Origin of the sequence: Pseudoalteromonas sp. UG3-2 (assembly GCF_037120705.1) — a bacterium.
In the GTDB taxonomy this organism is placed as follows: domain Bacteria; phylum Pseudomonadota; class Gammaproteobacteria; order Enterobacterales; family Alteromonadaceae; genus Pseudoalteromonas.
The window spans coordinates 337,218-362,376 of record NZ_JAWLJU010000001.1 but is presented as its reverse complement, the minus strand read 5'-3'; the positions used below and the strand labels follow the sequence as shown (position 1 = coordinate 362,376).

Genomic DNA, 25,159 nt, shown 5'->3' with positions numbered 1-25,159 from the left:
CACTGGTGTAGCATAAAGCTTTGTTATGCGTTTTAGGTTTAGCCATGAAGTATCCTAGCCCTTTGCAACTGGGCAGTAAAATAGCGGTGAGTGCCTTTTCTGCAGGCGTGCCCCAAGCCATGCATGCACGTTTAGATAATGCCTTAGCCTATTTACACAGCCAAGGGTTTGAAGTGTTGCAAGGGCAGTGTCTGCGTGAGAATCACCATTATGTCAGTGCCAGTGCTGATGACAGAGCAAATGAGCTTATGCAGCTGCTGTTAGATGACCAGGTCGATGCCATTATGCCGCCTTGGGGCGGAGCTGTGGCGATGGATATATTGCCTTTATTGGATTGGCAGCGTCTACAGCAGGCAAGGCCAAAGTGGTTAATAGGCTTTTCGGATGTCAGCACGCTATTAACGGCATTGACTTGTAAATTGGGCTGGGCGAGTGTTCACGCAACCAACCTGATGCAACTCACAGACAAACAAACCGATCCCCTTACTACGTCACTGTTTAGCCATTTAGGCACTGCGCCTGGCGGCGGTTTTAGGCAGTATCCTTCATCCTCTTTTGAGCCGCAGTCGTTAGATTTTGCTGCCCACCCCAATACTGGATTTAACCTCAGTGAGCCCACTCAGTGGCGGGTATTAAACTCCAAGGCACCAGAAGGGGCGTTTTCAGGAAGGTTATTAGGCGGCTGTTTGGATATTCATATGTTGCTCGCTGGCACGGAGTACTTTGATCTTGAAGCATTTGCCAAGCTGTATCCGCAGCAGGACATTATTTTGTACTTAGAAAACGCAGAGCTGTCACCGCCGGCGTATTACCGTGCATTGCAAAGTCTTAAGTTACGAGGTTGGTTTTCGCAGCTGTCGGGATTATTAATAGGCCGCAACCCAGTAACCGTAGCCGAGGACAGCGACTGGACTCATATTGATGCCTTACAAAAAGCCTTTGCAGGGTTCAATTTGCCGGTAATTTACGATGTCGATATCGGCCATCAAGCCCCCAATTTAACCTTAATCAATGGCGCTTTAGCTCGGGTAAATTATGGTGCTCATTTTGTTATTGAGCAGGAGTTGCGATGAAAATAGAGATTAAACCCGCAGGCATTGATGATTTGTTGCAGGTAGAGCTGCAAATTCCAGAGTTCAGCCAGCCGCGACAGCGAGCTCAGATAGCACAAAGGTTAACGGGCAAACCGCATTTGTTGCTGGTGGCGTATGCTGGGGAGCAACCTGTGGGCTACAAACTTGGCTATGCACTTGATGATCAGGAATTCTATAGTTGGTTGGGGGCAGTTATTCCGCAATACCGTGGTCATGGTATTGCGAAGCAATTATTGTTAAAACAAGAGCAGTGGTGCCGGCAGCAAGGTTTTGCTGCTATCCGTGTGAAGTCTCGCAACCAATTTAACACCATGCTGTTGATGCTCATAAGCCATGGTTATCACATAGTGAAGTGTGAGCCCGTAACAACCCCGCTCGATTATAAAATTCACTTCTACAAGGCGCTTTAAATCGCGCCCTTGTTTGCTGAGTTGAGTTTTGCACTGCGCTGACTGTAAATGAGCGCGCAAAAGATAATCAGGCTGCCAGCGCCAAGGCGTAGCAGATCCGCTTCGCGATTCCAAATCAGCAAGTTGACCATGATCCCCGCGGGAATTAAGGCATTGTTCATCACCGCCAGCTCACCTACAGAGACTCGCGTTAGGCCCAGATTCCAAACAAAATAGCCAATTCCAGAGGCCACTAAACCAAGGTAGATAACAATGCCCCATTGCAACTCAGTGGAGGGTAATTGTTGGGCGTTGCCGAACAGCATAAAGCCTAAGCCTAAGACAACCGAGGCACCAATAAAGAAATAGCCAAAGCTTTGATGATGCACCAGCGTTTGCTGCTCACTGAGCTTTTTATAGCCTACTTGACCAAGGGCAAAGCACAGGTTTGCCCCTTGCACTAACAGCAAACCAAACAGGTAATCACTGGTGAGCTCGGTGTAGCGCATGGTAATGGCACCGACAATGGCAAGTAAAGCTGAAAACAAAAAGTGGTAGTTGGTTTTGCGCTCAAGCAGGTCGTTGATCAGGGTAATATACACCGGCGTCATCACCGTAAACAGCAGGACTTCGGGAACGCTTAGATATAAAAATGAATGGTAATAAAAGCTGTACATTAGACCAATTTGTATCGCGCCAATGGCCATCAGTTTTAGTGCCAATTGCGCGTTGATTTGCCTAGGCTTAAGAAATGGCACAAACACCAATGCCGCCAACACAGTGCGTGACAGCGCACTAAACCAAGTGTCTACCTGGCCCGCAAGATAAACCCCAATCAGAGAAAATGAAAATGCCCATAAGGCGGTAACTATCCAAAGTAATGGCATAAGTCGATTTATTAATTAGTTGCCGAAGTGGCGCTAGTGTAATATGAATCGCTTTAATTCACTACTGTAGCGCACATTCGCCAAAAAACGCACTATCCCTCTAACTTGGAGTTGTTTTGGCAGCTCTTGCTGTATCGTTAAATAGGGGTTATTGCTAGCCATTAGCTTCAACTTAATGAAAAGCTCTTATTCTTTAATCCCTAGCTCAGCTAATGATTACTTTCTAAATTGCATAGCTTTAAATAGGCGTGTTTACTTTCAACAGAACTCAGTTGACTTTGTTTGTATCTATAAATCTGTTTTGTTAGAGAATTTCACTGGGTTGTCTAAACTTTAAGCAACATAAACTTTTCTAACCGAAAACACATAGCTATGAAGCACTTTGTATTTAAGTTTGACAATGTAGAGGACCTACATTCACAGTTAGAGCGCATCGATTATAAATTCGAAAATGCCAGTGCTGTATTGGCTCAATTCTATACTTCCTATGTAGACGATGAATTTATGCTTGAAGTATCAAGCTGTTTGCGAAAAGTAATACCCGTTATTGATGTAATAGGATGCACAACGATCGGAGAAATTATAAATGGTGACAAGCTTGATAGCGGTTCGATAATTTCAATAACCGTATTTAATGAAGCGAAGGTTTTCTCTTTCCATCTAGAATGTGCTCCTCACAAAGAGGTGCTTTCTGGAAAACTGCTCGGTAGGAACGTAAAGCGCAAATGTGGAAAAGAAGTTAAAGCCACTATTTTATTGGGAACGACACATAGCTTAGTAAGTGAAGATTTTTTATCTGGATTTGCCTCAGAAGTAGATGATGTACCCATTGTCGGTGGAGGGGCTGGTGATCATTTGAAACTTGTTAAAACATTGGTTTTACATAACGATTTCGTTTCCTCGTCAGCTTTCTTAGCAGTCGCAATATGCGGCGAGGGAGTAAGCTTAAAGGTGGAAAATATCTTAGGTTGGCAACCGTTCGGAAAAGAAATGGTGGTAACTAAGACAGATCGCAACTCTATTTTAGAAATTGATAATCAAAATGCAGCAGACCTTTATCAACACTATATTGGGCGAATTGAAAATGGATGCGTTGATGAATTAGTAGGGTTTCCACTCATTATCAAACAAGAGCAAAACTTTCTTGCTAAAGTTCCAATTGCATTCGGAGACGATGGCGCTATAAAGTTCACCTCAAATGTTGCTGAGGGTGCAAAAGTTCGCTTTGGATATGGCGATCTAAACTCAATATTAAACGCTGTAAACGTAGCAATTGAGCGTTTGGGAAGCTTTCACCCTGAAGCTATTTATCTGTTTTCCTGTGGTTGTCGAAGACTTTTTCTACAAAAAGAAGTGAAGCAAGAGTTGAGTCCCTTTCAGGATTTAGCCCCAACAGCGGGTTTTTTCACTTTAGGTGAATTTTCAAATGCGGTGAGTAAAACGAATGTGTTGAATGCAGAGCTCGTTGCTTTGGCGATTAGGGAAGGGAATGTATTACAACAAAATAATAATACAAATCACATAGAAAATAGAAAGCTGCAGGAGAGTACAAGAGTTCTGAAGCGTTTAATGCATTTTATATCGACTGTCACCAAAGAGTTAGAACAAGCAAATCATGAACTGCACAAGCAAGCCAATACGGATGGACTAACAGGAATAATGAATAGACGTTGTTTTGATGAACGTCTAGCAAGTGAAATGTCGCGGTGTATTAGGTATGAAAGAAAAGCAGCTTTGATCTTAATGGATATTGATCATTTTAAGTCGGTCAATGACAATTACGGCCATCAAGTTGGCGATAAAGTACTACAATTTATTGCAAGCTTACTTAAAAGCTTGATTAGAGAAACGGACGTCTGTGCTCGTTTTGGTGGTGAGGAGTTCGCAATATTACTTACTGATACTATTCTGGCGGATGCGATCAATTTAGCTGAACGCATACGCAATTCAATTGAAGTTGAATCAAGAGATTCAGGGTTAGAGTTTTTACCTGCAGTGACAAGTTCCTTTGGTATTTCTGAACTAAGTGAAGGCATAACAATTGAAACCGTTGTAAAACTTGCCGATGAAGCACTATATAAAGCTAAATCGGATGGAAGGAACTGCGTTAGGCAAGCTTTCCATAGCTAATTCAGTTCATGTCCATTATTCGAGCACTGACTAATACTTCTTTACCACAGTTATTACAGGTCACTGATGGAGGAGTATTCCTAGTATAAGTTAATATTACATGCTCAAGTTCTTGAGAAGATATCCCCATTGATTCAGACAACTTTTTAATAGCAGTTTGCTCTTCTGAAATTATTACACCGTCCTGAAGAGCGGTTGCTATTTCGCGTTCTAGTAGTTGCTTGCGCATTCTCAACTCATCACCGAACTTGGCCGCAAGCATTGCAGCAGGCAACGCGACAATACCAACACCTAACAACATGATAAAAATAGATATGAATTTACCTAAAAAAGTTACAGGCGTCACATCGCCGTAACCAACAGTCGTCATGGTTACCACTGACCACCAAATGGCGCTAGGGATACTATCAAACACATCAGGTTGGGCCTCGTGTTCAACGCCATACATAATACTGGCTGACATTATAACTAAAACACTCATGATTATAATTGCAGCGCCTATACTGGGTAATTCCTTTCTCAAGACGTCCATGAATAATCGTAGGCCTTTGAAATAGTGTGTTAGTTTCAGTAGCCTAAGCATTCTTAGCATGCGCAGATATCTTAAATCTATGGTAAATATGAATGATAAGTAAAAAGGTGCTATTGCTAACAAGTCTATAAGTGAAACAGGGCTTAATGAATATCTAATTCTTGATTTTATTGGCGAAGAACTATCACTATGCGGTGATTCAACTGAAACCCAGACTCTCGCGAAATACTCTAGCGTAAACACAACAACAGAAAAGCTGTTAAACAAGAGAAATTCTTGATGGTACATTTCGGCTATTGGTTGATAAGACTCAAGAATGATGGCACTTACATTTAAAATGATAAGTACTACGATAAAGCCGCTAAATAATCGACTAGCTCTCGAACCTTCGAATCCGTGTTCAAGAATATCGTATACATGCTTTCTTGTTGTTAGTTTCTTGCCCATCAATTTTTCCGCTAATTATTGAATTAACTGTTAGTGCGTAATTTTTAAGCTTTATCTTGTTCTTCTTTGGAAAAGGTAAGATAGGCTCTTGTTACTGGAATGGCTATTTGAGAAATTAACGCCGCCCCCCATAAAAGATTACCTATTAAAGCTGGCACATAGGGCAAGACCAATAATGTTGCTAAAGCCAAAACAACACCAAACATACGTACTTTTGCGGTAGCGAATCGATGAGCAATGCGTTCTTCGATATTGAATTGAATCCAAAGTAGACACAGTAAATATGAGGCAAGGCCAATACAACCTATAGCACCATATTTGAGCGGATATGGGTCCCAAAATCCTACTTTTACTTCACCTGCCAGTGCAACACCCACCATCACAGCAGATAGCATTAGGAATAAATGCGCTAACCACCAGTTAACGAGTGTCCATTTTTCTTGATTTTTAGGCTTTCCATTGCCTACAAAGTCGAAATAAATCCAGCATTGAATAAATACCGCTATACCCCCAAACATAAAGTTAAACAGTACTTCTGGAGTGACTTTATACACGCCCTTTTCGGATAGAGTGATCACTAGCTTAAAGAATCCTTCACCAACAACGATGAGGAGTAATAAAGCAAACCTCTCAGACATATGCCCTAATCGAGGTAAAAAGCGCTTACAGTCTAAAACGCCAATTTTGGGCAGCATATACAGAAGTTGGATCGAAAGTATGGCAAGTGCAAATACCGCAAAGTTATACGGTTTAGGTAGAAAAGCACTTATTGCGAATACGATAGCAAGAACAAAGAAGTTGCGGCTGACTGTTCGTGAAAGCACGGTTGCTTCAACACCAAGCCTATTCGTTCTATGGTACAAATAGGCGGTGATCATTCTATTCGCTGCGTAGGCAAGGGCAAAATACATCCAGCCCTTATCTAAAACATGAGGAATTGACGCTGCCATAACCATTGCGGTTACAATTTGGCAAGACATAATGAGTCGGTGTTTTACGTCTGTGCTGACATAGAGTGAGTTAAAAACGCTAGAGTCTGCCCATGCAAACCATACAGCGATAAATAGTCCCGCAAACGCTAGAAAACCATCCACACTTAAGTGGTCGCTTAAAAAGTTTCCAAGTAAGAAAATAATGACCACATGGATCAGATCATAAAATAACTCGACCCAATGCACATGGTCATGGGCATCTTCATGATCTAAATGGTGCTTTGGCAATCGCCACATTGGATGGTTTTCTAGTGACATACTACTTCTCCGGCTTTTCCCAAGCATAAGGCTTCATTGCATCGTCCACTTCTGTGTGTGTTAATGCGTTTGTGAAGTTTGAGATTAGTTTTGCTGCCAGCCCGGTTAATACTTCCAAAGCTTGGCGCTTAGTATATCCCGCATTCAAAAACTCATTTAACTTATCGTCACCAATATGACCTCGGTTGTCTAATAAGGCTTTTGTGAAATCATGAAGCGCTTGAAGTTTTGCGTCTGGCAGATTAGTGCCATTTCTCAAAGCTTCGATAACATCATCTGGCATTTTAGATGACTTCATCATCCATGTATGGCCCGGAACACAATAGTGGCAATTATTCTCATAATTTGACGTCATAAAAACAACTTGTTGCTCAACTGGGCTAAACGTTGTTTCTTTCATGAAGCTTGTAAAGGTTTGGTTGTACGCTTTATAAGTTGCTGGCGCTTCAGCTAAAATTTTGTGGAGGTTTGGCAGCATGCCAAAACCTGCTAAAGATTGCTCCATCAGTGGTTTCGACTCTTCTGGAGCAGTGTCTGGTTCATAATAAGTAAACATAATAAGTTGTCTCTATTTTAAATATTGATTGAGTACACGTTCGAAAGTTGTTACCTCTTGTGCACCTGATAGGGCTTGCTCGCCATTAAAAATAAATAATGGTACGCCATGTATACCCTTTTGATGCCAGTGCTCTTCAATTAACTTCACTTCTTCACTGTATAAGTCGTTAACCAAAATAGACGTTGCTTGAGTGACGTTTAGTCCTACCTTTTCCACCACTTGGATAAGTTCTGGCTCTGTGAAAGTGCCTCTATTACTAAAGAAATGCTCAAAAAATGCCTCTGCTAATGGGGTTTGCAAATCACTTTCTTTCGCCCAGTGAAGCAGTTGATGACATTGATGCGTGTTAAGCATTTTCATTTCGTCAAAGTAGTTAAACTTGAAGCCAACTTTTTTGCCTTCTTCGGTCAACATAGCTCTGGCCCGAATGCTGTCCTCTAATGTAGTACCGTACTTTTTCGACAAATGCTGTCTTAGGTTTTCACCTTCTTTTGGCATACTGGGGTTTAGCTCGAAGGGATGCCAGACAATATTAACGTCGAATTTAGTGTCAACATTGGCTAATGCCGCTTTTAAGCGGCCATAGCCAATGACACACCAAGGACAAACCACATCAGAAATGATATCAATGTTAAGTTGTGTCTCTGACATCATTATTTCTTTTCAACAATAATTGCAGTGATTGTTGTTTCACCAACATTTTTAACTTGGTGCTCCCATTGGTCATGCCACATCACATAGCCATCTGGGATCTCCAAAGTCATGTCTTTTTCACTTGTCGTTATTGTCGCCTTGCCACCTTTTTCAAAATAAACAGTCTCAGCATTGTGTTTGTGCCAATTATCCTGTTCACCCGGTTTGAGTATCATCTTGAGTACGGTAACTGCCTCGTTCTCAAGTAGCAGCTCATATTGATTTGGAGATGCGATGTGTGCTGGCTCGACTTTCGTGTCTTCTGCAAACGCACTGCCAAACATTAGGACTGAAATAACAGCAGTCAAAACAATTTTGCTCATTGCAGCTCCTATTTACGCATACCACGAATAGGATAGTTGTTAGCAGGGTTTCGTATCCAGCCTAAGCCACTAATTAATGACTGAAATTCTGGTCTAACAAATGGGTTGTTAGAAATATCTGCTACATGAACTTTTCCCTCATCATTAACAATAAACAGCCCCGGCTCAGCAAATGGATGATCCGTTTCTTCAGATGATCTTGGATCTGATATATACAAGCCAAGCTCTTCCATTTGTTCAACAGTAAGGCCATAGGCAATTGGAAAACTAGCATCGAGCCTATCAATATGACTTTCTAACTGTTCTTTGCTGTCGCCTGAAACGGCAATCAAATCTACGCCGGTATCAGCAAGTAAACCTTTTACTTTCTCCAGCTCATTCAGGTACCGTGTACAAAGGGGGCAGTGTTGCCCTCTATATACAACGACCATTTTCCAATCCAACCCATTTTCGGGTGTTGATAGCGTTTTAATATCACCGTTTAGTAACTTTGCCTTAATAGCTGGAAAATCGGCACCTGGGTGTAACTTGTTCGTGTATTCAATACTCATGACTGTTCCTTAAAAATGTTTGTTAATGTGCGCTTCAAAACGTTTTAAGTCATTTTCAACATCGGCATTTTTCATCACATCAAAACACGCAAATGTTTCCATTGGTTTCATACCAAAGAATTTGAAGTTCATATGCATAGGGAACAGAAGATCATCAACAGATTTGCCATCAAAGAACTCATTTTCGTCATTAAATGACTCTTCTGGAGCATTGAAAGTCAATGACATCATGTATTTAGTATTGGTTAACGTACCGCCCATACCATAATTCTTTTTAGGCGCTTCTGCTGTTCGGCCGTCACCAACACATAACGCACCTCCCATGCCTGCCGTATACACTTCATCCATATACTTTTTAAAAGACCAAGTAACCCCCATCCAATTAATTGGCGATTGGAAAATAACGAAATCCGCCCATTGATGGTTCTCTAGCTCTTTTTCAACATCTATCGTTTCAGACATTGTTACTATGCGTGTATTGTGACCTTTTGCGTTCAATAAGCTTGCAGCTTTATCTACTAAGGTACTGTTAAGCTTACCTTCAGAAAAAGGGTAATATTGGTGACCATTGATAATTAAAATGTTGCTCATCTGTGTTTCTCCAAAATTTAAATTTATTTTGAACGGTTACTTGTGGTATATTCTAGGTACCTTTTAACAACAATCAATTAGTATACTTTTAGTAACCTAGAGTAAATAAGTGAATTATTATGGAAAGTTCAATAGAAACAGATAGTAAGGGAAGAAAAAAAGTTTATAACGCATGTATGGAACCTTGTGCAATTGAAAAAGGCATGCGTTTAATCGGCGGAAAATGGAAAGGATCAATCATTTATCATTTAAAAGATGAGCCAGTTCGATTTAATGATTTGACTCGAATGCTTGGTGGCGCAACAAAAAAAATGGTTGATCAGCGTCTCAAGGAGCTTGAAGACGAAGGTCTGGTAATTAGAAAAGTTATAAGCGATAGACCCATAGCTGTTACGTATGAACTTACTGACTTTGGAAAATCAGCACTTTCAATTTTAGAAGATTTGCGGCAATGGTCAGAGGCTCATGGGATAGAGTTAAACTCAAAGTAACTCGTTGACTCGTTCTTTGTTGATATTCACTTTGAGTGATTGAAGCCATAAAACGGCACTTTGTATTGTTTTAGGAAAGCTATAGTTAACAGTTAAGCCTTTATATAGCATAGCTACTTGTTCTGCTATAACAGACGGGCACTGTGACTTTTGAATGAAGAAAGCCACATTTGTTAATCCAGTTTCTACTCTATTAAAAGTAGAAAATAACGCTGCTACATATCCAGCCTGGTAAGCCAGCTCAGAATGCTTATACTGAACGTTTTAACCGAACAGCTCGTCATGAATGGCTGGATTTACACATGTTCGTTAGCGTTGAGCAGGCACAGAAACTTGCTACTGATTAGCTTTGGATTTACAACAACGAAAGACCAAATACGGCCATTGACGAGATCCTACCCAAATATTTAACGTAACCGGCTAACTAATTCTACCAATAACTATTGCTTAAAATGGGGGGTTACAGTGGAAATTCACATTGAATGTACCCAAATCGTCAAACTAAGGCACCTGTTTGAGTAAAGCTATCAAAGCCGTACAGTGGCAAAACTTAGTTTGCCACTGTACGTGGGTCAAATAGAATAAGGAGCATTAATGTTTAAAAGTACTTAACCCATCGCGCTGACGTGCGGCGTTTATAACCTGCAAACCATTTACATACTGGGTATAAAAGCACGCTCAAACAGAGGGCAAAAAGCCACACTTGCCAGACATGGTAAAAGCCAAAATATGCAGTTTGACTGCTGCCATAATGTAGGTTGGTTCCAAATAACCACTGCGCTACTATGCTCAAGACAAGTAATGCGTGTAGGTGGGTAATGTAGAAAAACATTGGCGCTGACCCTAATATTCGAACGGGTTCTAATACTCTACCCCCATGAGTTTCTAAAAACGCTAATACCAATGCACCTACACCCAATGTTAGTAAAATAAAGTCAAGAGACGGTGGATACTTAGTGAAGTTGAAAAAGTCCATCACAGTCAGAAGTACTGTTGCCTGTTGAGACCATGGCAGCGTTTCTCCGTAAAGATTTAATCCTCTTAAAACAAGTAACCCGACTAAAAGCGCTGCTCCGCTTTGCAACAAAATGGTTTTGCGTTGCTGCGAAGATATTGAGCTTGCGAATAAAGGTCCTACTGCATAGCCGCACAAGATAACGCCAATCCAAGGTAGAACCGGATAAGACGCTTTGACGTTAATTAAGGCGTCAGCGACTAAGTAACCTCGATCATGCAGAACCGTCCAAACGCTATAGCCTACTTCATTCGCTGCAAACTCGATGGGCGACAACATATTATGGCCAACCACAATACTGACACCCAAGATGGCAATCACACTGCGGGGTAAAGCGACCAGCAGTGCTAATACCACCATACTGACGCCAATGGCCCAAATCACTTGTAAGTAAAGAGTTTGATACGTACCAAACCAAGAAAAATTAACCAGAGTCATTTCAAGTAAAATTAAAAATAAGCCACGCTTTAACAGAAATGACTGGACGGAACGTCTTGCGCCGTTTGCGGGGTTTTCATATAACCAAGCCGATAAACCGGTCAAAAAGACAAAAATGGGCGCACAAAAGTGAGCACTTAAACGGGTAAAATACAGATCTTGACTGGTGGTATGAATGTCCATCGGATCAAGCACAGGTACATGTAAGAAAAACCGTTCTCTCACATGATCCACTAACATAAATAACATCACCAAGCCACGCAGTATGTCGATTGAAGGCAACCGCGTTTTACTGTTTTGAAGGTTTTTCATTACACTCTTTCTCGTATTCAAAACGAAAAACAGTCCAAGTAAAATTACTCAGACTGTTACTCTCGACAATCAGATTACCCAGAATAAATTATGACTTTATACTCCATTCTGGCTTAAAACTGATACTTCACACTGGCGCTGTAGGTTGTCGGCGATCCTGGCATGGTCCACAGTTTGTGATAGGAGTTTTCAAAATAAGCCCTATCAAACAGGTTGTTGATGTCCAGTTTTACGCTTACCTGGTCATTTAATTCAACTGAAGCTGACAAATTAACGAGTGTATATGATGGCAAAATGAAGTTGGCGTCAGTGGTTTCGCCTAAGCGATCACCGACATAATTCACGGTTGCCCCAAAATAAGACTCTTTGCCTATAAAGGTGGTGTAATGCTTGAGTGAAACATGGCCAATATGATCGGCAATATTGATCAAACGAGAGCCTTTGGGGATTGGCACGCCCCAATCTGCATTAACCACATCATTGGCTGTTTTTGCATCGGTATAAGCATAAGCAAACGCCAGTACCGTATCTGCTGTCAGCTCAGTCGTTAATTGCAATTCAATACCTTGGCTTTCTACCTCCCCTAAAGTTGCTGATAAACCTGAATCCGGCTCAGCAGTCAGCATATTGGTTTTTTGGGCATCAAAAAGTGCAATGCTACCTGAGAAACGACTCGCGATACCTTGCCATTTAGCGCCAATTTCAAATGATTTTGTTTCTTCTGGTGCAAACGCATTACGATTAGAATCGAGGCCTGGATTTGGTCGAAATCCTTCGGCGTAACTGGTGTACAGGTTAACCTTATCGCTGGTGTTATAAATAAACCCTAAGCGAGGTGTAAACTCAGTTTGATCTTGGCTTTGTGCTTCATTACTACGGAGGTTGAGAATATCTTGCTCAAATTTATCCACTCGAGCACCCACTAAAACTTTTGTGTTATCAGTCAGTTCGATCAAGTTTTGAGCATAAACACCTAAGCCTTTTTGATTTTCTGCGGTCAGTGTTTTTTGTAGCGGCTCAGGTTGGGCTTGGCTGTAGTCTGGGTTATTAGGGTCAATAGTGTAAGTGGTATCACCAGAACCCCATGCTGTGCGCCATACTTTGTAATTAGTATCAAGATCAAAGTTATAATGATCAACACCAATAAGTATGTTGTGCTTAACGTTACCGAGCTCAACTTCACCACTTAATTCAAAGCGTGCAGAGACATCCAGTGCTTGATAATCGCGGGCACGTCGTTGCCGAGAAAGCAGGTTCTCATTTGTAAACAGCAGTTGCCTACCGGCAGATAACTCAGTATCAGAAGATACTCCTTTAAAAGAAGAGTCTCGATAAGCAAATCCAGTAAGTATGTGCCAATCGTCATTGAGCTTATGATTTAATACTAACTGATGGCCAAGTGCTTCAACTTGGTGAGCACCATCACGAATATCACCGTAAAAAGCGTTCGCTTCAACACCATCAAAGTCATTATTGAGAACATAGACGCCTCTATCTAGGGGCTTTTTCTGATCTAACACTTCCATTTCATAACTTAGACTGGTGTCCGCTGATATATTCCACAATACCGACGGCGATAAATGCAAGCTTTCGACAAAGACATGATCTCTGTGTGTGTCTGAGTCTTCATATGAACCATTAAGTCGATATGCAGCCTCTTTATTCATTGCCTTTGTGTAATCAAATTCAAACTGTTTTTTACTGTAGTTCCCCAGTGTCGCCTGAATATACCCTTGCTCGTCGAATTGCGGCTTTTTGGTAATGATATTTATGGTACCACCGGGCTCGCCTTGGCCATAAAGCGCAGAGCCTGGGCCTTTCATGACTTCAATGCTGGCGATATTGGCGGTACTTCTATTGCCGTTATAGCCGCGAGAATTAAAGCCATTGACAAGGTAGCCTGATGGATTATTTTCATCGCCGGAGAAACCACGGATGGCAAAGCTATCAAACATACCGCCAGAGTTATTTTGCCTGACAATACTCGGCGAAAGCTCAAGAGCTGCCATAAAACGCGTAATGCTTTCACTGTCCAGTACGTCTGAGCTTATCGTATCGACTGCTTGAGGAGTTTGCACTAAAGGCACATTGCCTCGGTAAGGTTGCCATACACGTTTAATTTCAATGTGTTCTATGTCTTCGGCTGAGTTCGATTTAATCGCTTCTTGCGCCACAGTGCCATTGGCTACGAAAAGGAGTGAGAAGAGTATTTTATTGTTCACAGATATCTCTATTTCAGGGAGTTTTGATTTGTTACACTATAACATATCTATTCTGGCACCGGTTACTTGATCCATTGTCAGTTGACGCTTTTTTTGTGTCATTGGTCGAAAAGATCTCATTTGCTTTGGGGTCATAAATGGTGCTTAGCAGTGAGTGTCGAATACTTCCTTAGCGTTACGATTACCAGAGTAAGGCAGTTATGTAAGTGGCTAGCGATTGGTAAATGTTGACATCAGCATTGAACACTTACTCTGCGGCGGCCCGTTTATTATTGTTCGCTTTTATCGATGCTAACAGTCTTTATAATGTGATTTTAATTTACAGTCTCTGGGTTAAAATGGCCTTGTTTTCACACTTACATCCCTTCTATTGTTTTACCCATGATGCATTGGCCGCCCGCTGCGGCCTTTTTTTTGCTTAGAAAAAAGCGGGATATTCCTTCCCCGCATACGATCACTTGCCCAAGTTAGGGTCGAAGGAAGGGAACTGTTGTTGTAACGCCGCAAGCGTAGGCAATTGCGGCATAACGCCCTTATCTAAACAAGTATAAGCGCCGCAATGGAGGGCAAATACCAATGCCTGACGAAGGACACTAGGGTGTTGTGACAACCGTTTTTTATCAATATCGCTACGGCTGAGGTAAAACAAAAAAGCGGATATTAAGCTGTCACCTGCTCCTGTGGTGTCTATGGCTTGGATCTGCGGTGGAGTAACAGACATACAATCATTGTTCGTGATAACTTTGCTTGGTCTTGGGCCATCGCTCAACACTATCACTTGTATACCTTGCTGTAATAACCAAGCTGAATAGTCGTCTGGAGTTACCCCTTGAGCGTCAGCTAAATAGTCTAGCTCCTCAACACTGAGCTTAATAATATCAAGCAAAGCAAAACAGGCTTCTACGCGCTGAGATACTAGGCTCTGATCGGGCCATAAGTTAAGGCGTAGATTTACATCGAATGACACCAACTGTTGCTGTTTGGCGGCAGCTGCCACCAAGGCTTGGGTGGTTGCAAACGCTTTTTCTGAGGTTAACGTGTTCGAGCAAAAATGAAACAGGCCCGCTGTTGGCCATTGCAGCTGTTTAAGCTGTGCGTAATCCAGGGCAATATCAGCCGTGTTGTCACGATAAAAAGAAAAGCTGCGCTCGCCCTGAGCATCCAGTTGCACTATCGCAAGCGCGGTTTTTGTGCCTGGGACGGTTACGCACCACGAGGTATTTACATCATAGCTTTGCAGCGTGGTTTTAAGCTGATGGGCAAAAGCATCTTCGGCAAAGCCTCCGATAAAAGCGGCCTGGCCGCCCAGCTTTGCAAATCCTACTGCCACGTTTGCCGGAGCCCCACCCGCCACTGGCAGTAGGGCACCCTGTGTGGTAGGCAGGAGATCCATTAACATTTCACCAAAACTGGTTAATTGCATCAGTGCCAGCCTCTATTTAAAAAGTGTATTTTAACGTCAGTGATGTCGTGCGGCCGTTAATGCTGCGCGCTCGGATAATGCTATTTGCCGGTATACTGCCTTCTTCTGCTTCCGTTAAGCCTTCGGTGTCAAAGAGATTATTGACATTCAATGCGACATTAAAGTTGTCGGAGAGGTCGTAACTTACAAAGGCATTAACCTGGGTGTAGCCGTCAAATTTAAGATCATTGTTATCTTGCGCGTAAGCATCCGTGGTACCAATCATAGTGACGCCGGCAGCGCCATTAGCGAAATTGTATTTTGCCATTAACGAGTAAATAAAGTCAGCTTGGCGTCTAGGGGTGTTGCCAACCAGTTCTGGCGCTAGTGCATCAGCGGCAATTTCGGCGTCTGTCCAGGTAAAGCCACCGCGTAAGTCAAACGAACCAAGATAATAGACCCCTTCAAGCTCTATCCCTTGTGCCTCGTATTTGCGGTCAAAGAAGGTTTGACTGGTGGCCTCAAAGTTTTGCTCTTCGGTCTCAGCGTAAAATGCCGTGGCAAATACGCGGCCCTGCTCAAATTTTTGTTTAATACCAAATTCAAGTTGCGTTACTTTGTCGACTGCATCTTCTTTGGCAACACTGCCGTCAGCGTTAATTTTGCCAAACAATAAGCGGTCTGCGTTGGCTCTGCCTCCTTCACTTACCCGAGCAAAAATGGCTCGCTGATTATTCATTTGGTAGTTGGCACCAACAGAGTAGCTGCTGTAACTCCAATCATAATTCACCGGATTGGGGTTAGCTAAGTCAATTCCGGCAACTTGCTCTTCGGGCTTTGAGATCACGCCATCGCCATTGATATCGACGGTTGCTGTGGTCGCTCCGGCATACGTGCCAGTCGCTTCGCCAGAGTCATGGCGCACACTGGCATCAATTGAAACATTACCGAGTTTAGTGTTCAGGGCTAAATATGGGGCTTGAGTTTGATACTCAGTGTCGTAATTACGTTGGCAACAATTTCCCCAAAATGGCGTGCCATAGGCATACAAGCCATTATCCGAAAACGCAGTGCCATCCGCTGCGGAGGCATTCACTAAAGCCGCATTGTCGCCCTTCACCTCTAGCAAGTAAGAGTTCCACAACCACGACATATCAATGTTTTGCGACGACATAAAGTAGCCCAGTGTCAGCGTAGTGTCATTGTTAAATGACTTGGTTAACTTTAAATCGTTAACGAGGTTGTCGAAATCGTTCATCTCCACTTCAAAGGTGTGCACACGCATCAGCAGGTCTTGGTTAAATGCTTGTCCGGCTTGGGGGTCATTAGCATAGGCTAAGCTGGCACCTTCACCTGCAATGTTGTTTGCAATGGCTTGACTTTCACCGACTTCGGCAGGGAAGGGCGACATAAATGTGCCTGAAATACTGGCTTGGCGTAGGCGGTTTTCAATTTGCCAATTGTTGCCAAGGTCAAAGTTGGCTTCAAAACCAATGCTATTCACTTCTGGGTGCATACCATCACGCATGTCTCCTTGGCGAATTTGGTTATCACCACCAAGTCCTTGAGTGTTGATAAAGTAAGCCGAGTGTGGCGTGTCAGACAAGGCATTAAAGCCGGGTAACGAATCGCCATTGGCATACATTGGCATCGGTAAGTAACCGGCGCTTTTATCATCTAAGTGCTTTAGATATACACGCACATAGCCACTGGCAAAGTCTTTCGTGAGGTTGGCCTTAATTTGCCCGCCTTTATTGGCGGTGTAGCCAGTGTCACGAGGGCCTTCCCCTTGGCGGACAAAGCCACCAACGTGAAAGCGTAAATCATCGCTTAGGTAGCTACCAAACTCAAAATCAGTTCTGAATTCATCATAATCAAGACCAAATGTGGTGGCGATACTGCCAGATTCACTGTCACCGGTTTTCGAAATTAAGTTAATAATACCACCAGGGGCGTTACTGGCAGCGGTCGATGCTGAGCCACCGCGGATCGACTCTATTGACTCGATGGTGTTGTCTAAGCGCATAAAGATATCAGCATTACCAAAAGCGATATCGCCAAACTGAAGAATGGGCAGGCCATCTTCTTGCAGTTGTAAGAATTTAGCCCCTCCTGAGGCCACCGGTAGTCCGCGCACCGCAATATTGGCATTGCCTTCTCCTCCGGTTGACTCTGAGCGAACGCCCGGGATTAACTTAAATGCTTCGGCGGTGGTTCTTGGCGTTGCCACTGCGATTTGTTCTAGGCCCACACTACTCACCGAAACACTCGACTCCATGATGGTGGTGCGTTTGGGCACCCCAGTGACAACAATTTTTTCAAAGCCATCATCAGGCTTAGCTTGTTGTTGGGTGTTTTCTGCTTGAACTTGTTGGGATATGGCCAAAGTTAAAGCGCTCAATGTAAATAGCGTTGTTTTCATTGTTGTTGTCATCATGTGCCTCTCGCTGTCGAACTAGGTGTTGTCTTCGTATTTGATCTCTTAATCGATTAAGTTTATTTTTAGCATAATTTAATTCGGTTGCAATCAAAATTTAATCAATCTTTTTAAGAAATTTACAAGTTATTGATAGTTAATTAGACTTTTTGCAGGTCGGTTGGCTTATTAAGGGGCGCCTGAGCCGGGTCGCGCAGCCAGTTGAACAACATGGCCAAAAACAGCAGCAGAGCAAAAACCGTTGCCAAAATAAAGCCATAGCTTACATGACCAAAATAATCACTTACCATTCCCATTAATAACGGCGCCAAAGCAGCAGATAAAGCCGTAAAAAATAACATCACTCCAGCCACAGAGCCGTGCTGAGCTTTATCGAAGCAAGAAATGCCTTTGGAATTGAGAGTGGGGTAAATCATCGACATAAACAAGCCGCTCAGTGGCAATACATAAATAGCCGCATCGACACCATAAAGGTAAGTCAAAAAATAACAGACAAAAATGGCAAAGCTGAGCACCAGCATAACACTTTGCCAAGTAAACTTATTAAGCAGCCAAACAGCTAAAAAGCGACCAATGGCTCGCAAAATAAAAAACAACGTTAGCGCGTAGGTAGCAAGCCAAGTCAGATCCCCTTGATAGTCTTGCAGCAGCGTTGGCATCCATACATAAATGGCAACTTCGGTGGCAACGTAAAGCGCGATAGCCAAAGAAAAGCCCAGCGCATACTTATTTTTTAACATGGCCAATGACTGCGAAAAACCAGCTAACTGTTCGCTTTCATGGTGCTGCGTTTCAGGAAAAGGAGTCTTTAATGTCATGATACTTAGCAACAAGCAAAGCCCGCCGGCGAGTATATAAAGATACGTCCAGCTCACTCCCTGAACCAGCATATAACTGACGATAGCAGGGCCAATAATAGCACCAATGGCAAAGAAGCCTTCTACCTTGTTCATGGTTTGGGTGTGCTCTTTGGCGCCATCAGAAATATCGCCTAACAATGCCAGTGCACCGGTTTTAAACAGGCCAATGGCCAGACCAATAACACAAAGCAGTAATAAAAAAGTGGCGAAGGTATCGCCTACAGCAAATAAAAAACAGGCAGCTGAGAAAAGCACTAAACCAATGAGTACGGTGGACTTGCGGCCAATCTTGTCAGCTAAAAAGCCCAAACAAAGACCACTGATGGCAATCAGGATCATAGGCGCATAATGAAAAGCGCTGGCTTGAGTCATGCTTAGCTGATACTCCTCAATAAGTGTCGGGATGATCACGCCTACGGCATCGGATGTCATGGCAAACATTAAAAACATCATATAGGTCAGCCAGCGTAGAGTATTTAGCTGGGTTGGCACGGGCTTGCTGCTCATTTTACACCTCATTAAAGCCACTGCTGTGGGCTTAGTCTGTAGATATTGTTTTTATGTATGCTTGTTGCCAGGCGATTGATTGACACTCATTGCATAGTAGCGTGCAAACCGTGATAAAGACACTCGCTGAAACTGGAACAAGATAGTCACAAAAAACTTGATTATTGTTTATTCATGATTAAAGATATAACTTAATCGATTAAGTCTCAACTTTTTTAACGAGTAAATGATGAAAAACCAAGTTCAGTTGATCACCTACGCCGACCGCCTTAGCGGTGGTGGGCTTTCCCAATTAGATGCAATGTTGCGTGGCCCGTTAGCTGGACTGTTCGCAGGGGTGCATATTTTGCCATTTTACTACCCTATCGACGGCAGTGATGCAGGGTTTGATCCTATTGATCATGGCAAAGTCGATGAACGTTTAGGTGATTGGCGGAACGTTGCAGAGATTGCCAGTCATACTGAGGTGATGGCGGATCTTATTGTCAATCACGCCTCAGCACAGTCTCCGGAGTTTATTGATGTTATAGCCAATGGTCGCGATTCAACATACTGGTCGATGTTTTTAAAAGAGCAGGATGTTTTTCCTGATGGCATCACAGCCGAGCAAAGCGCTGCTATTTATCGCCCCCGTCCTGGCAGTTGCTTTTCTGCTAAGCAGTTGGCAAGCGGTGAGAAAGTGAATTTTTGGACTACCTTCACCGACAACCAAGTCGACATCAATGTCGAATCTGAAGCTGGAGCCGGTTATTTAGAAAGAGTGTTAAAACTGTTTGCTGACAGTGGCGTGAAAACTATTCGCCTAGATGCCGCAGGTTATGCAATTAAACGAGCCGGCACGAGCTGTTTTATGACCGATGATGCGTTTGCGTTTATCAATCAATTATCACGCCGTGCCAATGAACTGGGTATGGAGACGATTGCGGAAATTCACAGTTACTACAAAACCCAAGTGGACGTTGCCAGCCGGGTAGACCGAGTGTACGACTTTGCTTTACCACCGCTTATCCTGCATGGCTTATTTAACCAAGACTTTGCGCCATTAACCCATTGGCTAACGATCTCGCCAAGAAACTGTTTAACTGTGTTAGATACTCATGATGGTATTGGCATTATCGATGCTGGACCTGAAGGAGATAAGCCTGGCTTGTTAAACGCAGAGCAAATCGACCAGCTGGTAGAGCAAATCCATCACAATAGTAATGGCGACAGTCGTCAAGCAACGGGGGCTGCCGCCAGTAATGTGGATTTATACCAAGTAAATTGCAGTTACTACGAGGCGCTAGCTAGAGATGACTTCCACTACTTAGTTGCCAGAGCTATTCAATTTTTCTGTCCCGGTGTGCCTCAAGTGTATTATGCTGGCTTGTTGGCCATGCATAACGATATAACCTTGCTACAGCAAACCAATGTCGGCCGCGATATTAACCGTCCATACTTAACTCCAGCAGAGGTTGAATCGGCGCTGCAAAAGCCTGTGGTCAATGCGCTTTGCCAATTAATTAAAATTCGTAACAGTTGTGAGGCCTTTAGCGGTGAGTTTAATGTGGCATACGATAATAATGTTTTGACCTTAACCTGGCAGCAGCGACAGTCGCAGGCCCAGTTAATTGTCGACTTACCTCGTGAACAAGCGAAAATTATCACCTCTGATCAAGGTGATGAGCAAATCTTTGATCTTGCCGCCCAAGTTTAAACCTTGGCGTTTATGGCCATTGCGAAAGTGATGGCCAAATTTCTAATACCTTTTTTCTGACTGCAGCACAGAGCACTGTCAAGCAATGATAAGGCTTGACTTACCCTGGTAGTTATATAACAATTAAGTTATATAATTATTTTGTTATGTTTCAAATGAAGATCCTCTTTCTTTGCAGCGGAAACTCAACTCGCTCCATTATGGCGCAGGCCCTAGCCAACTATCATGGTGGTGGCAAAGTTAAGGCCTATAGTGCTGGCTCAAAGCCTGGGCAAGTCAATGCGAAGGCCCTGAGCTTGCTGGCCCGTGCAGGAATAGACACCCACTCACTTTACAGTAAGCACTTAGATGAATATCGCACCCTGCATTTCGATGTGGTTGTCACCTTGTGTGACGAAGTCAAAGCGGAATGCGAAGGACGTATTGATGGCAATCGTATTCTCGCTTGGGACATTGCCAGCCCAAGCGAGCGTGAAAGCATTAACCAGTATGAGCAAACCTTATTTGATATCAACGAGCAAGTGAAGGCGTTAGTGAATGAGGATGCGCCGGTGTCGGCTGCTCCTTCGGTGTTACCGTTTTACAAAGCACTGAGTGACGAAATACGCTTAAAGACCTTGGCGTTATTAATGGTTGAGCCTGAGTTATGTGTGTGCGAACTATTGGTGGCACTTGAGCAGCAAAGCCAGCCCAAGGTATCACGGCATTTAGCCCAGCTGAAACAGGCTGGGATCCTCTGTGACCGCAAATACAAACAATGGGTTTTCTACGCCATTAACCCGACCTTACCGCAGTGGATGGTCGCGGTGATCAACACCACGGTGTTGCAGCAACCAGATTTTATTGCCACTGAGTTGGCAAGATTACACACCATGGGCGAGCGCCCGCAACGACAAGCGAATTGCTGTGATTAGCGCAGCCACATTATAACTTGGGAGCGATTATGACGATTAAAGTTGGCATTAATGGGTTTGGCAGAATGGGGCGTTTAGCATTACGCGCCAGCTATGATTGGCCAGAAGTTGAGTTTGTACACATTAACGACCCTGCAGGTAACGCTGAAACCTTAGCGCATTTATTAGAGTTTGATTCCGTTCACGGTAGATGGCATCACGCGGTAGAACATCAAGGCGATGATATCGTTATTGCCAACAAGCCTATTCAGGTGACGCAAAATAAAGACATTGCAGCAACAGACTGGTCTAACTGCGATGTGGTCATTGAAGCTTCTGGCAAAATGAAATCAAAGGCGTTGTTAGAGCAGTATCTTCAGCAAGGGGTAAAACGAGTGGTGGTTACCGCCCCAGTAAAAGAAGAGGGGGTGCTGAATATTGTCATGGGGGTCAACGAGCATCTATATGATGAAGAGCCTCATCAAATTGTCACTGCTGCGTCTTGCACCACCAACTGTCTAGCGCCGGTAGTGAAAGTATTGCAAGAAAAGATCGGCATTAAACACGGCTCAATGACCACCATTCATGATATTACCAATACCCAAACCATATTAGACGCCCCGCATAAGGATTTACGTCGTGCCAGAGCCTGTGGTATGAGCTTAATTCCCACCACCACCGGCTCTGCTACGGCCATCACTCATATTTTCCCAGAGCTAAAGGGCAAATTAAATGGTCATGCCGTGCGTGTGCCGTTGGCAAATGCCTCACTGACCGATTGTGTATTTGAAGTGGCACGAGCAACCACCACAGAAGAAATCAATCAATGGTTAAAAGAAGCCGCAGCGCATGAGCTCAAGGGCATTTTGGGCTATGAAGAGAAGCCATTGGTTTCGATTGATTATAAAACCGATCCGCGCTCGAGTATTGTCGATGCTCTGTCTACCATGGTGGTGAATGGCACCCAAGTGAAGCTGTACGTTTGGTATGACAATGAGTGGGGTTATGCCAACCGCACCGCAGAGTTAATGCGCAAAGTCGGGCTGTCTATCGCAGAGTAAAGGGTTATGCAGTTAAGCACATTACCGCAAGAGATTAAGCAGTACTTAATTGTTACCGCCAACTACTGGACTTTTACGCTGACCGATGGCGCATTGCGTATGCTGGTGGTGTTGTACTTTCATCAGCTTGGCTATAACGGCTTGGAAATCGCCATGCTATTTCTGTTTTATGAAATATTTGGCGTTGTCACCAACCTCGTTGGCGGCTGGCTAGGGGCTCGTATTGGTCTTAATCGAACCATGAACATTGGCTTGGCGTTGCAAGTGGTGGCGCTGTTGATGCTCGTGGTTCCTGTCAACTATTTAAGTGTGGCCTATGTGATGGCGGCGCAGGCATTGTCTGGCGTGGCGAAAGACCTCAATAAAATGAGTGCCAAAAGTGCCATTAAAGCCATTGTCAAATCCGGTGAAGAGGGCACCTTATTTAAGTGGGTGGCCATTTTAACTGGCTCTAAAAATGCGTTAAAAGGCGTGGGCTTTTTCTTAGGCGGGGTACTGTTAACGCTGCTGGGCTTTGCCGGAGCCATGTGGCTTATGGCCGCCGTGCTGCTAGTGGTTTGGCTCTATAGTGTGATGAAGTTGAAAAGCGAACTCGGTAAAGCCAAGGCCAAACCTAAATTTAGCCAGGTCTTTTCAAAAAGCCGCGCCATCAACATCTTATCTGCAGCAAGGCTGTTTCTGTTTGCGGCACGAGACGTGTGGTTTGTGGTGGCCTTGCCGGTTTACTTGTCACAGCAATTTAACTGGGATCACTGGTGGGTGGGCAGCTTTATGGCGGTTTGGGTGATTGCCTATGGCGTAGTACAGTCGAGCACGCCACGTTATATCAACCGCGAGCACGTTGCACGGCAGCCGAAAACCATTGCGCCTTGGGCACTGTTGCTGGCTGGTGTACCTATTTTGATCGCTCTGGCCATTACCGCATCATCTTGGCAAGGCAGTGCAATCATTATTGGCTTGTTGGTATTTGGCGTGGTATTTGCCATCAACTCTTCGTTGCACAGTTATTTGATTGTCAGTTTGGCCGATAGCGAAGGTGTCTCTCTCGATGTCGGTTTTTACTACATGGCCAATGCCATGGGACGTTTATTGGGGACGGTGTTATCAGGCTGGATATTCCTGGAATACGGATTGCCTGCTTGTTTAATTGCTTCTAGCATGATGTTACTGCTGGCGGGCATTATTTCGCTGAAACTGCCCTCCAGAGCCGCACTGCAATAATAATCAGGGGCAAGTTAGCCGCTTTGCCCCAAGGTTAACGTGTACGCTAAAGTGACTTTATTGTTACTTCTATCTAAAAATAGCTGAGCAGCCTGGCGGCCTTTTTCTTCGCTGTTTTGGTGAATGGTGGTTAAGCTGGGTTGATAACGAAATGCTTCATCAACGCCATCAAAGCCCACTATCCGCAGCTGCTCTGGCACCGAAATGGATTGTTTTTGGGCTTCTCGCAGCAATGACAAGGCAATTAAGTCACTCATACACAGTACCGTGTTAGGTCGCGGCGAGAGGCTTAACAGCTCCTTGGCAGCGATGGCGGCGTACTTTTCGCTGCTTTCCGGTATATTCCATATCCTATCACTACCTAATGTCAGCCCTTTCTTAGCCATAGCATTGAGGTAGCCGGTAAGACGCTGTTGTGCGATCGAGGTATGGTAATCACTGTGATTTTGTTCATACACTCGGCATAGCAAATCAGTGTCTAACAACCTAAGGCCAAAAATAGCCACATCGCTATCTGAGTGCAAGGCATGAGAAGCCACTTCAAATGCCGCTTGCTGATTATCAATATTAACACTGGCCCGCTCGGGTAGCTCAAAGTCTACCGTGACTACGTGTTTGTTTATATTGGATAAACTTTCAATTAGCTGAGGATTACGTGGGCGACCATAACAAATTAAACCGTCGACAAAATCAATAATGTTAGTGACATCGTCGGCGGTGCCTGAGAACAGCAATAGGTTGATGTTTTGCGCTTCGAGCACGCTGGCTACTCCACGCATAAAGCTGCTGGCAACAGGATCTGACACCATGTACTCAACACTGTCTGGGAGTACCATGGCAACAATATTAAAAGAGCCTTTGCGCAGTGACTGGGCTGCTTTATTTGGGCCGTAGTAGCCTAGTTTTTTGCACGCATCGAGGATCTCTTGCCGCTTTTGACGCGACAGCTGATCAGGCCGATTAAAGGCATTGGACACGGTGGCATTGGACACACCGAGCTCTGCAGCAATGCTTTTCAATGTCCATTTCTGATTGTTACCTTTTGTCATCGGTGGTTACCCTATATGTGCTCAATGTTAAGCAAAAGCAATGGTTTATTTAATGATACCGAGCAAGTATGAAATAGAACAAGTAAAAATAGTGGATTGTCGCAATTCT

22 protein-coding genes and 1 pseudogene are annotated in these 25,159 nt (G+C 43.7%); 9 read left to right on the top strand and 14 right to left on the bottom strand.

What is annotated here, in order from left to right; all coding sequences use genetic code 11:
• Positions 1-44: 44 nt before the first annotated feature.
• Together R3P39_RS01440 and R3P39_RS01435 are read left to right on the top strand one after the other, a co-directional pair.
• A complete protein-coding gene (locus tag R3P39_RS01440) occupies positions 45-1,073 on the top strand; it encodes a S66 family peptidase (protein ID WP_336565231.1) in 1,029 nt (342 codons plus the stop codon).
• Entirely contained in the window at positions 1,070-1,504 is a 435-nt protein-coding gene (locus R3P39_RS01435; RefSeq protein ID WP_336565230.1) for a GNAT family N-acetyltransferase, read from the top strand. Before R3P39_RS01440 ends, R3P39_RS01435 begins: the two co-directional genes overlap by 4 nt.
• On the opposite strand, the gene R3P39_RS01430 is transcribed toward R3P39_RS01435, so the two are convergent.
• The gene (locus R3P39_RS01430) at positions 1,501-2,370 is read right to left on the bottom strand and encodes a DMT family transporter (RefSeq protein ID WP_336565229.1); all 870 of its coding nucleotides are present in this window, start codon (positions 2,368-2,370) and stop codon (positions 1,501-1,503) included. The two genes, R3P39_RS01435 and R3P39_RS01430, sit on opposite strands and share 4 nt — an antisense overlap.
• A gap of 372 nt (positions 2,371-2,742) precedes the next feature.
• Between R3P39_RS01430 and R3P39_RS01425 the strand changes: the two genes are divergently transcribed.
• Positions 2,743-4,500: a sensor domain-containing diguanylate cyclase gene (locus R3P39_RS01425; RefSeq protein WP_336565228.1), complete on the top strand. Its 1,758-nt coding sequence runs from the start codon at positions 2,743-2,745 to the stop codon at positions 4,498-4,500.
• A 1-nt stretch (position 4,501) separates the two neighbouring features.
• On the opposite strand, the gene R3P39_RS01420 is transcribed toward R3P39_RS01425, so the two are convergent.
• Genes R3P39_RS01420 through R3P39_RS01390 form a run of 7 tightly spaced genes read right to left on the bottom strand, consistent with a single transcriptional unit; the run spans position 4,502 to position 9,446 of the window.
• Positions 4,502-5,479, bottom strand: coding sequence for an ion transporter (locus tag R3P39_RS01420; RefSeq protein ID WP_336565227.1), 978 nt, complete (start codon positions 5,477-5,479; stop codon positions 4,502-4,504).
• A gap of 44 nt (positions 5,480-5,523) precedes the next feature.
• Entirely contained in the window at positions 5,524-6,729 is a 1,206-nt protein-coding gene (locus R3P39_RS01415) for a low temperature requirement protein A (protein WP_336565226.1), read from the bottom strand.
• 1 nt (position 6,730) lies between these two features.
• Complete coding sequence (locus R3P39_RS01410; RefSeq protein ID WP_336565225.1) at positions 6,731-7,285, bottom strand: carboxymuconolactone decarboxylase family protein; 555 nt, start codon at positions 7,283-7,285, stop codon at positions 6,731-6,733.
• A gap of 12 nt (positions 7,286-7,297) precedes the next feature.
• A complete protein-coding gene (locus tag R3P39_RS01405; protein ID WP_336565224.1) occupies positions 7,298-7,939 on the bottom strand; it encodes a DsbA family oxidoreductase in 642 nt (213 codons plus the stop codon).
• 2 nt (positions 7,940-7,941) lie between these two features.
• On the bottom strand, positions 7,942-8,304 hold the full coding sequence (locus R3P39_RS01400; RefSeq protein WP_336565223.1) for a hypothetical protein: 363 nt from the start codon (positions 8,302-8,304) through the stop codon (positions 7,942-7,944).
• Positions 8,305-8,312: 8 nt separating this feature from the next.
• Positions 8,313-8,855, bottom strand: a complete 543-nt coding sequence (locus tag R3P39_RS01395) for a peroxiredoxin-like family protein (protein WP_336565222.1) — start codon at positions 8,853-8,855, stop codon at positions 8,313-8,315.
• Positions 8,856-8,864: 9 nt separating this feature from the next.
• A complete protein-coding gene (locus R3P39_RS01390; RefSeq protein ID WP_336565221.1) occupies positions 8,865-9,446 on the bottom strand; it encodes an NAD(P)H-dependent oxidoreductase in 582 nt (193 codons plus the stop codon).
• Between the two features lie 119 nt (positions 9,447-9,565).
• Between R3P39_RS01390 and R3P39_RS01385 the strand changes: the two genes are divergently transcribed.
• Both R3P39_RS01385 and R3P39_RS01380 read left to right on the top strand, forming a co-directional pair.
• Positions 9,566-9,937: a winged helix-turn-helix transcriptional regulator gene (locus R3P39_RS01385; protein ID WP_336565220.1), complete on the top strand. Its 372-nt coding sequence runs from the start codon at positions 9,566-9,568 to the stop codon at positions 9,935-9,937.
• Positions 9,938-10,140: 203 nt separating this feature from the next.
• Positions 10,141-10,353, top strand: a pseudogene (locus R3P39_RS01380) (integrase core domain-containing protein); the annotation flags it as partial.
• A 182-nt stretch (positions 10,354-10,535) separates the two neighbouring features.
• Here the strand turns inward: R3P39_RS01380 and R3P39_RS01375 are convergent.
• From R3P39_RS01375 to R3P39_RS01355, 5 genes are all read right to left on the bottom strand, one after another.
• Positions 10,536-11,702 carry a DUF1624 domain-containing protein gene (locus tag R3P39_RS01375; RefSeq protein WP_336565219.1) on the bottom strand — a complete coding sequence of 389 codons (1,167 nt, stop codon included), beginning with the start codon at positions 11,700-11,702 and terminating at the stop codon, positions 10,536-10,538.
• A 113-nt stretch (positions 11,703-11,815) separates the two neighbouring features.
• Positions 11,816-13,924 (bottom strand): TonB-dependent siderophore receptor, encoded by a 2,109-nt coding sequence (locus R3P39_RS01370; protein WP_336565218.1) that lies wholly within the window; start codon positions 13,922-13,924, stop codon positions 11,816-11,818.
• 454 nt (positions 13,925-14,378) lie between these two features.
• Complete coding sequence (locus R3P39_RS01365) at positions 14,379-15,347, bottom strand: carbohydrate kinase family protein (protein WP_336565217.1); 969 nt, start codon at positions 15,345-15,347, stop codon at positions 14,379-14,381.
• A gap of 16 nt (positions 15,348-15,363) precedes the next feature.
• Positions 15,364-17,763, bottom strand: a complete 2,400-nt coding sequence (locus R3P39_RS01360) for a TonB-dependent receptor (protein WP_336565216.1) — start codon at positions 17,761-17,763, stop codon at positions 15,364-15,366.
• Positions 17,764-17,903: 140 nt separating this feature from the next.
• A complete protein-coding gene (locus R3P39_RS01355; protein ID WP_336565215.1) occupies positions 17,904-19,130 on the bottom strand; it encodes an MFS transporter in 1,227 nt (408 codons plus the stop codon).
• Between the two features lie 229 nt (positions 19,131-19,359).
• Here R3P39_RS01355 and gtfA point away from each other — a divergent pair, with 229 nt between their 5' ends.
• From gtfA to arsJ, 4 genes are all read left to right on the top strand, one after another.
• Positions 19,360-20,826 carry a sucrose phosphorylase gene (gtfA, locus tag R3P39_RS01350; RefSeq protein WP_336565608.1) on the top strand — a complete coding sequence of 489 codons (1,467 nt, stop codon included), beginning with the start codon at positions 19,360-19,362 and terminating at the stop codon, positions 20,824-20,826.
• A gap of 155 nt (positions 20,827-20,981) precedes the next feature.
• Positions 20,982-21,740 (top strand): metalloregulator ArsR/SmtB family transcription factor, encoded by a 759-nt coding sequence (locus tag R3P39_RS01345; RefSeq protein ID WP_336565214.1) that lies wholly within the window; start codon positions 20,982-20,984, stop codon positions 21,738-21,740.
• Positions 21,741-21,769: 29 nt separating this feature from the next.
• Positions 21,770-22,780, top strand: a complete 1,011-nt coding sequence (locus R3P39_RS01340) for an ArsJ-associated glyceraldehyde-3-phosphate dehydrogenase (RefSeq protein WP_336565213.1) — start codon at positions 21,770-21,772, stop codon at positions 22,778-22,780.
• Between the two features lie 6 nt (positions 22,781-22,786).
• Positions 22,787-24,001 (top strand): organoarsenical effux MFS transporter ArsJ, encoded by a 1,215-nt coding sequence (arsJ, locus tag R3P39_RS01335; RefSeq protein ID WP_336565212.1) that lies wholly within the window; start codon positions 22,787-22,789, stop codon positions 23,999-24,001.
• Between the two features lie 14 nt (positions 24,002-24,015).
• On the opposite strand, the gene R3P39_RS01330 is transcribed toward arsJ, so the two are convergent.
• Positions 24,016-25,050: a LacI family DNA-binding transcriptional regulator gene (locus R3P39_RS01330; protein ID WP_336565211.1), complete on the bottom strand. Its 1,035-nt coding sequence runs from the start codon at positions 25,048-25,050 to the stop codon at positions 24,016-24,018.
• Positions 25,051-25,159 lie beyond the last annotated feature (109 nt).

Bases quoted from the DNA above. Each gene is read 5' to 3' on its own strand.
- R3P39_RS01440 (WP_336565231.1), top strand. From the start codon at position 45: ATGAAGTATCCTAGCCCTTTGCAACTGGGCAGTAAAATAGCGGTGAGT.
- R3P39_RS01435 (WP_336565230.1), top strand. From the start codon at position 1,070: ATGAAAATAGAGATTAAACCCGCAGGCATTGATGATTTGTTGCAGGTA.
- R3P39_RS01430 (WP_336565229.1), bottom strand. From the start codon at position 2,370: ATGCCATTACTTTGGATAGTTACCGCCTTATGGGCATTTTCATTTTCT.
- R3P39_RS01425 (WP_336565228.1), top strand. From the start codon at position 2,743: ATGAAGCACTTTGTATTTAAGTTTGACAATGTAGAGGACCTACATTCA.
- R3P39_RS01420 (WP_336565227.1), bottom strand. From the start codon at position 5,479: ATGGGCAAGAAACTAACAACAAGAAAGCATGTATACGATATTCTTGAA.
- R3P39_RS01415 (WP_336565226.1), bottom strand. From the start codon at position 6,729: ATGTCACTAGAAAACCATCCAATGTGGCGATTGCCAAAGCACCATTTA.
- R3P39_RS01410 (WP_336565225.1), bottom strand. From the start codon at position 7,285: ATGTTTACTTATTATGAACCAGACACTGCTCCAGAAGAGTCGAAACCA.
- R3P39_RS01405 (WP_336565224.1), bottom strand. From the start codon at position 7,939: ATGTCAGAGACACAACTTAACATTGATATCATTTCTGATGTGGTTTGT.
- R3P39_RS01400 (WP_336565223.1), bottom strand. From the start codon at position 8,304: ATGAGCAAAATTGTTTTGACTGCTGTTATTTCAGTCCTAATGTTTGGC.
- R3P39_RS01395 (WP_336565222.1), bottom strand. From the start codon at position 8,855: ATGAGTATTGAATACACGAACAAGTTACACCCAGGTGCCGATTTTCCA.
- R3P39_RS01390 (WP_336565221.1), bottom strand. From the start codon at position 9,446: ATGAGCAACATTTTAATTATCAATGGTCACCAATATTACCCTTTTTCT.
- R3P39_RS01385 (WP_336565220.1), top strand. From the start codon at position 9,566: ATGGAAAGTTCAATAGAAACAGATAGTAAGGGAAGAAAAAAAGTTTAT.
- R3P39_RS01375 (WP_336565219.1), bottom strand. From the start codon at position 11,702: ATGAAAAACCTTCAAAACAGTAAAACGCGGTTGCCTTCAATCGACATA.
- R3P39_RS01365 (WP_336565217.1), bottom strand. From the start codon at position 15,347: ATGCAATTAACCAGTTTTGGTGAAATGTTAATGGATCTCCTGCCTACC.
- R3P39_RS01360 (WP_336565216.1), bottom strand. From the start codon at position 17,763: ATGATGACAACAACAATGAAAACAACGCTATTTACATTGAGCGCTTTA.
- R3P39_RS01355 (WP_336565215.1), bottom strand. From the start codon at position 19,130: ATGAGCAGCAAGCCCGTGCCAACCCAGCTAAATACTCTACGCTGGCTG.
- gtfA (WP_336565608.1), top strand. From the start codon at position 19,360: ATGAAAAACCAAGTTCAGTTGATCACCTACGCCGACCGCCTTAGCGGT.
- R3P39_RS01345 (WP_336565214.1), top strand. From the start codon at position 20,982: ATGAAGATCCTCTTTCTTTGCAGCGGAAACTCAACTCGCTCCATTATG.
- R3P39_RS01340 (WP_336565213.1), top strand. From the start codon at position 21,770: ATGACGATTAAAGTTGGCATTAATGGGTTTGGCAGAATGGGGCGTTTA.
- arsJ (WP_336565212.1), top strand. From the start codon at position 22,787: ATGCAGTTAAGCACATTACCGCAAGAGATTAAGCAGTACTTAATTGTT.
- R3P39_RS01330 (WP_336565211.1), bottom strand. From the start codon at position 25,050: ATGACAAAAGGTAACAATCAGAAATGGACATTGAAAAGCATTGCTGCA.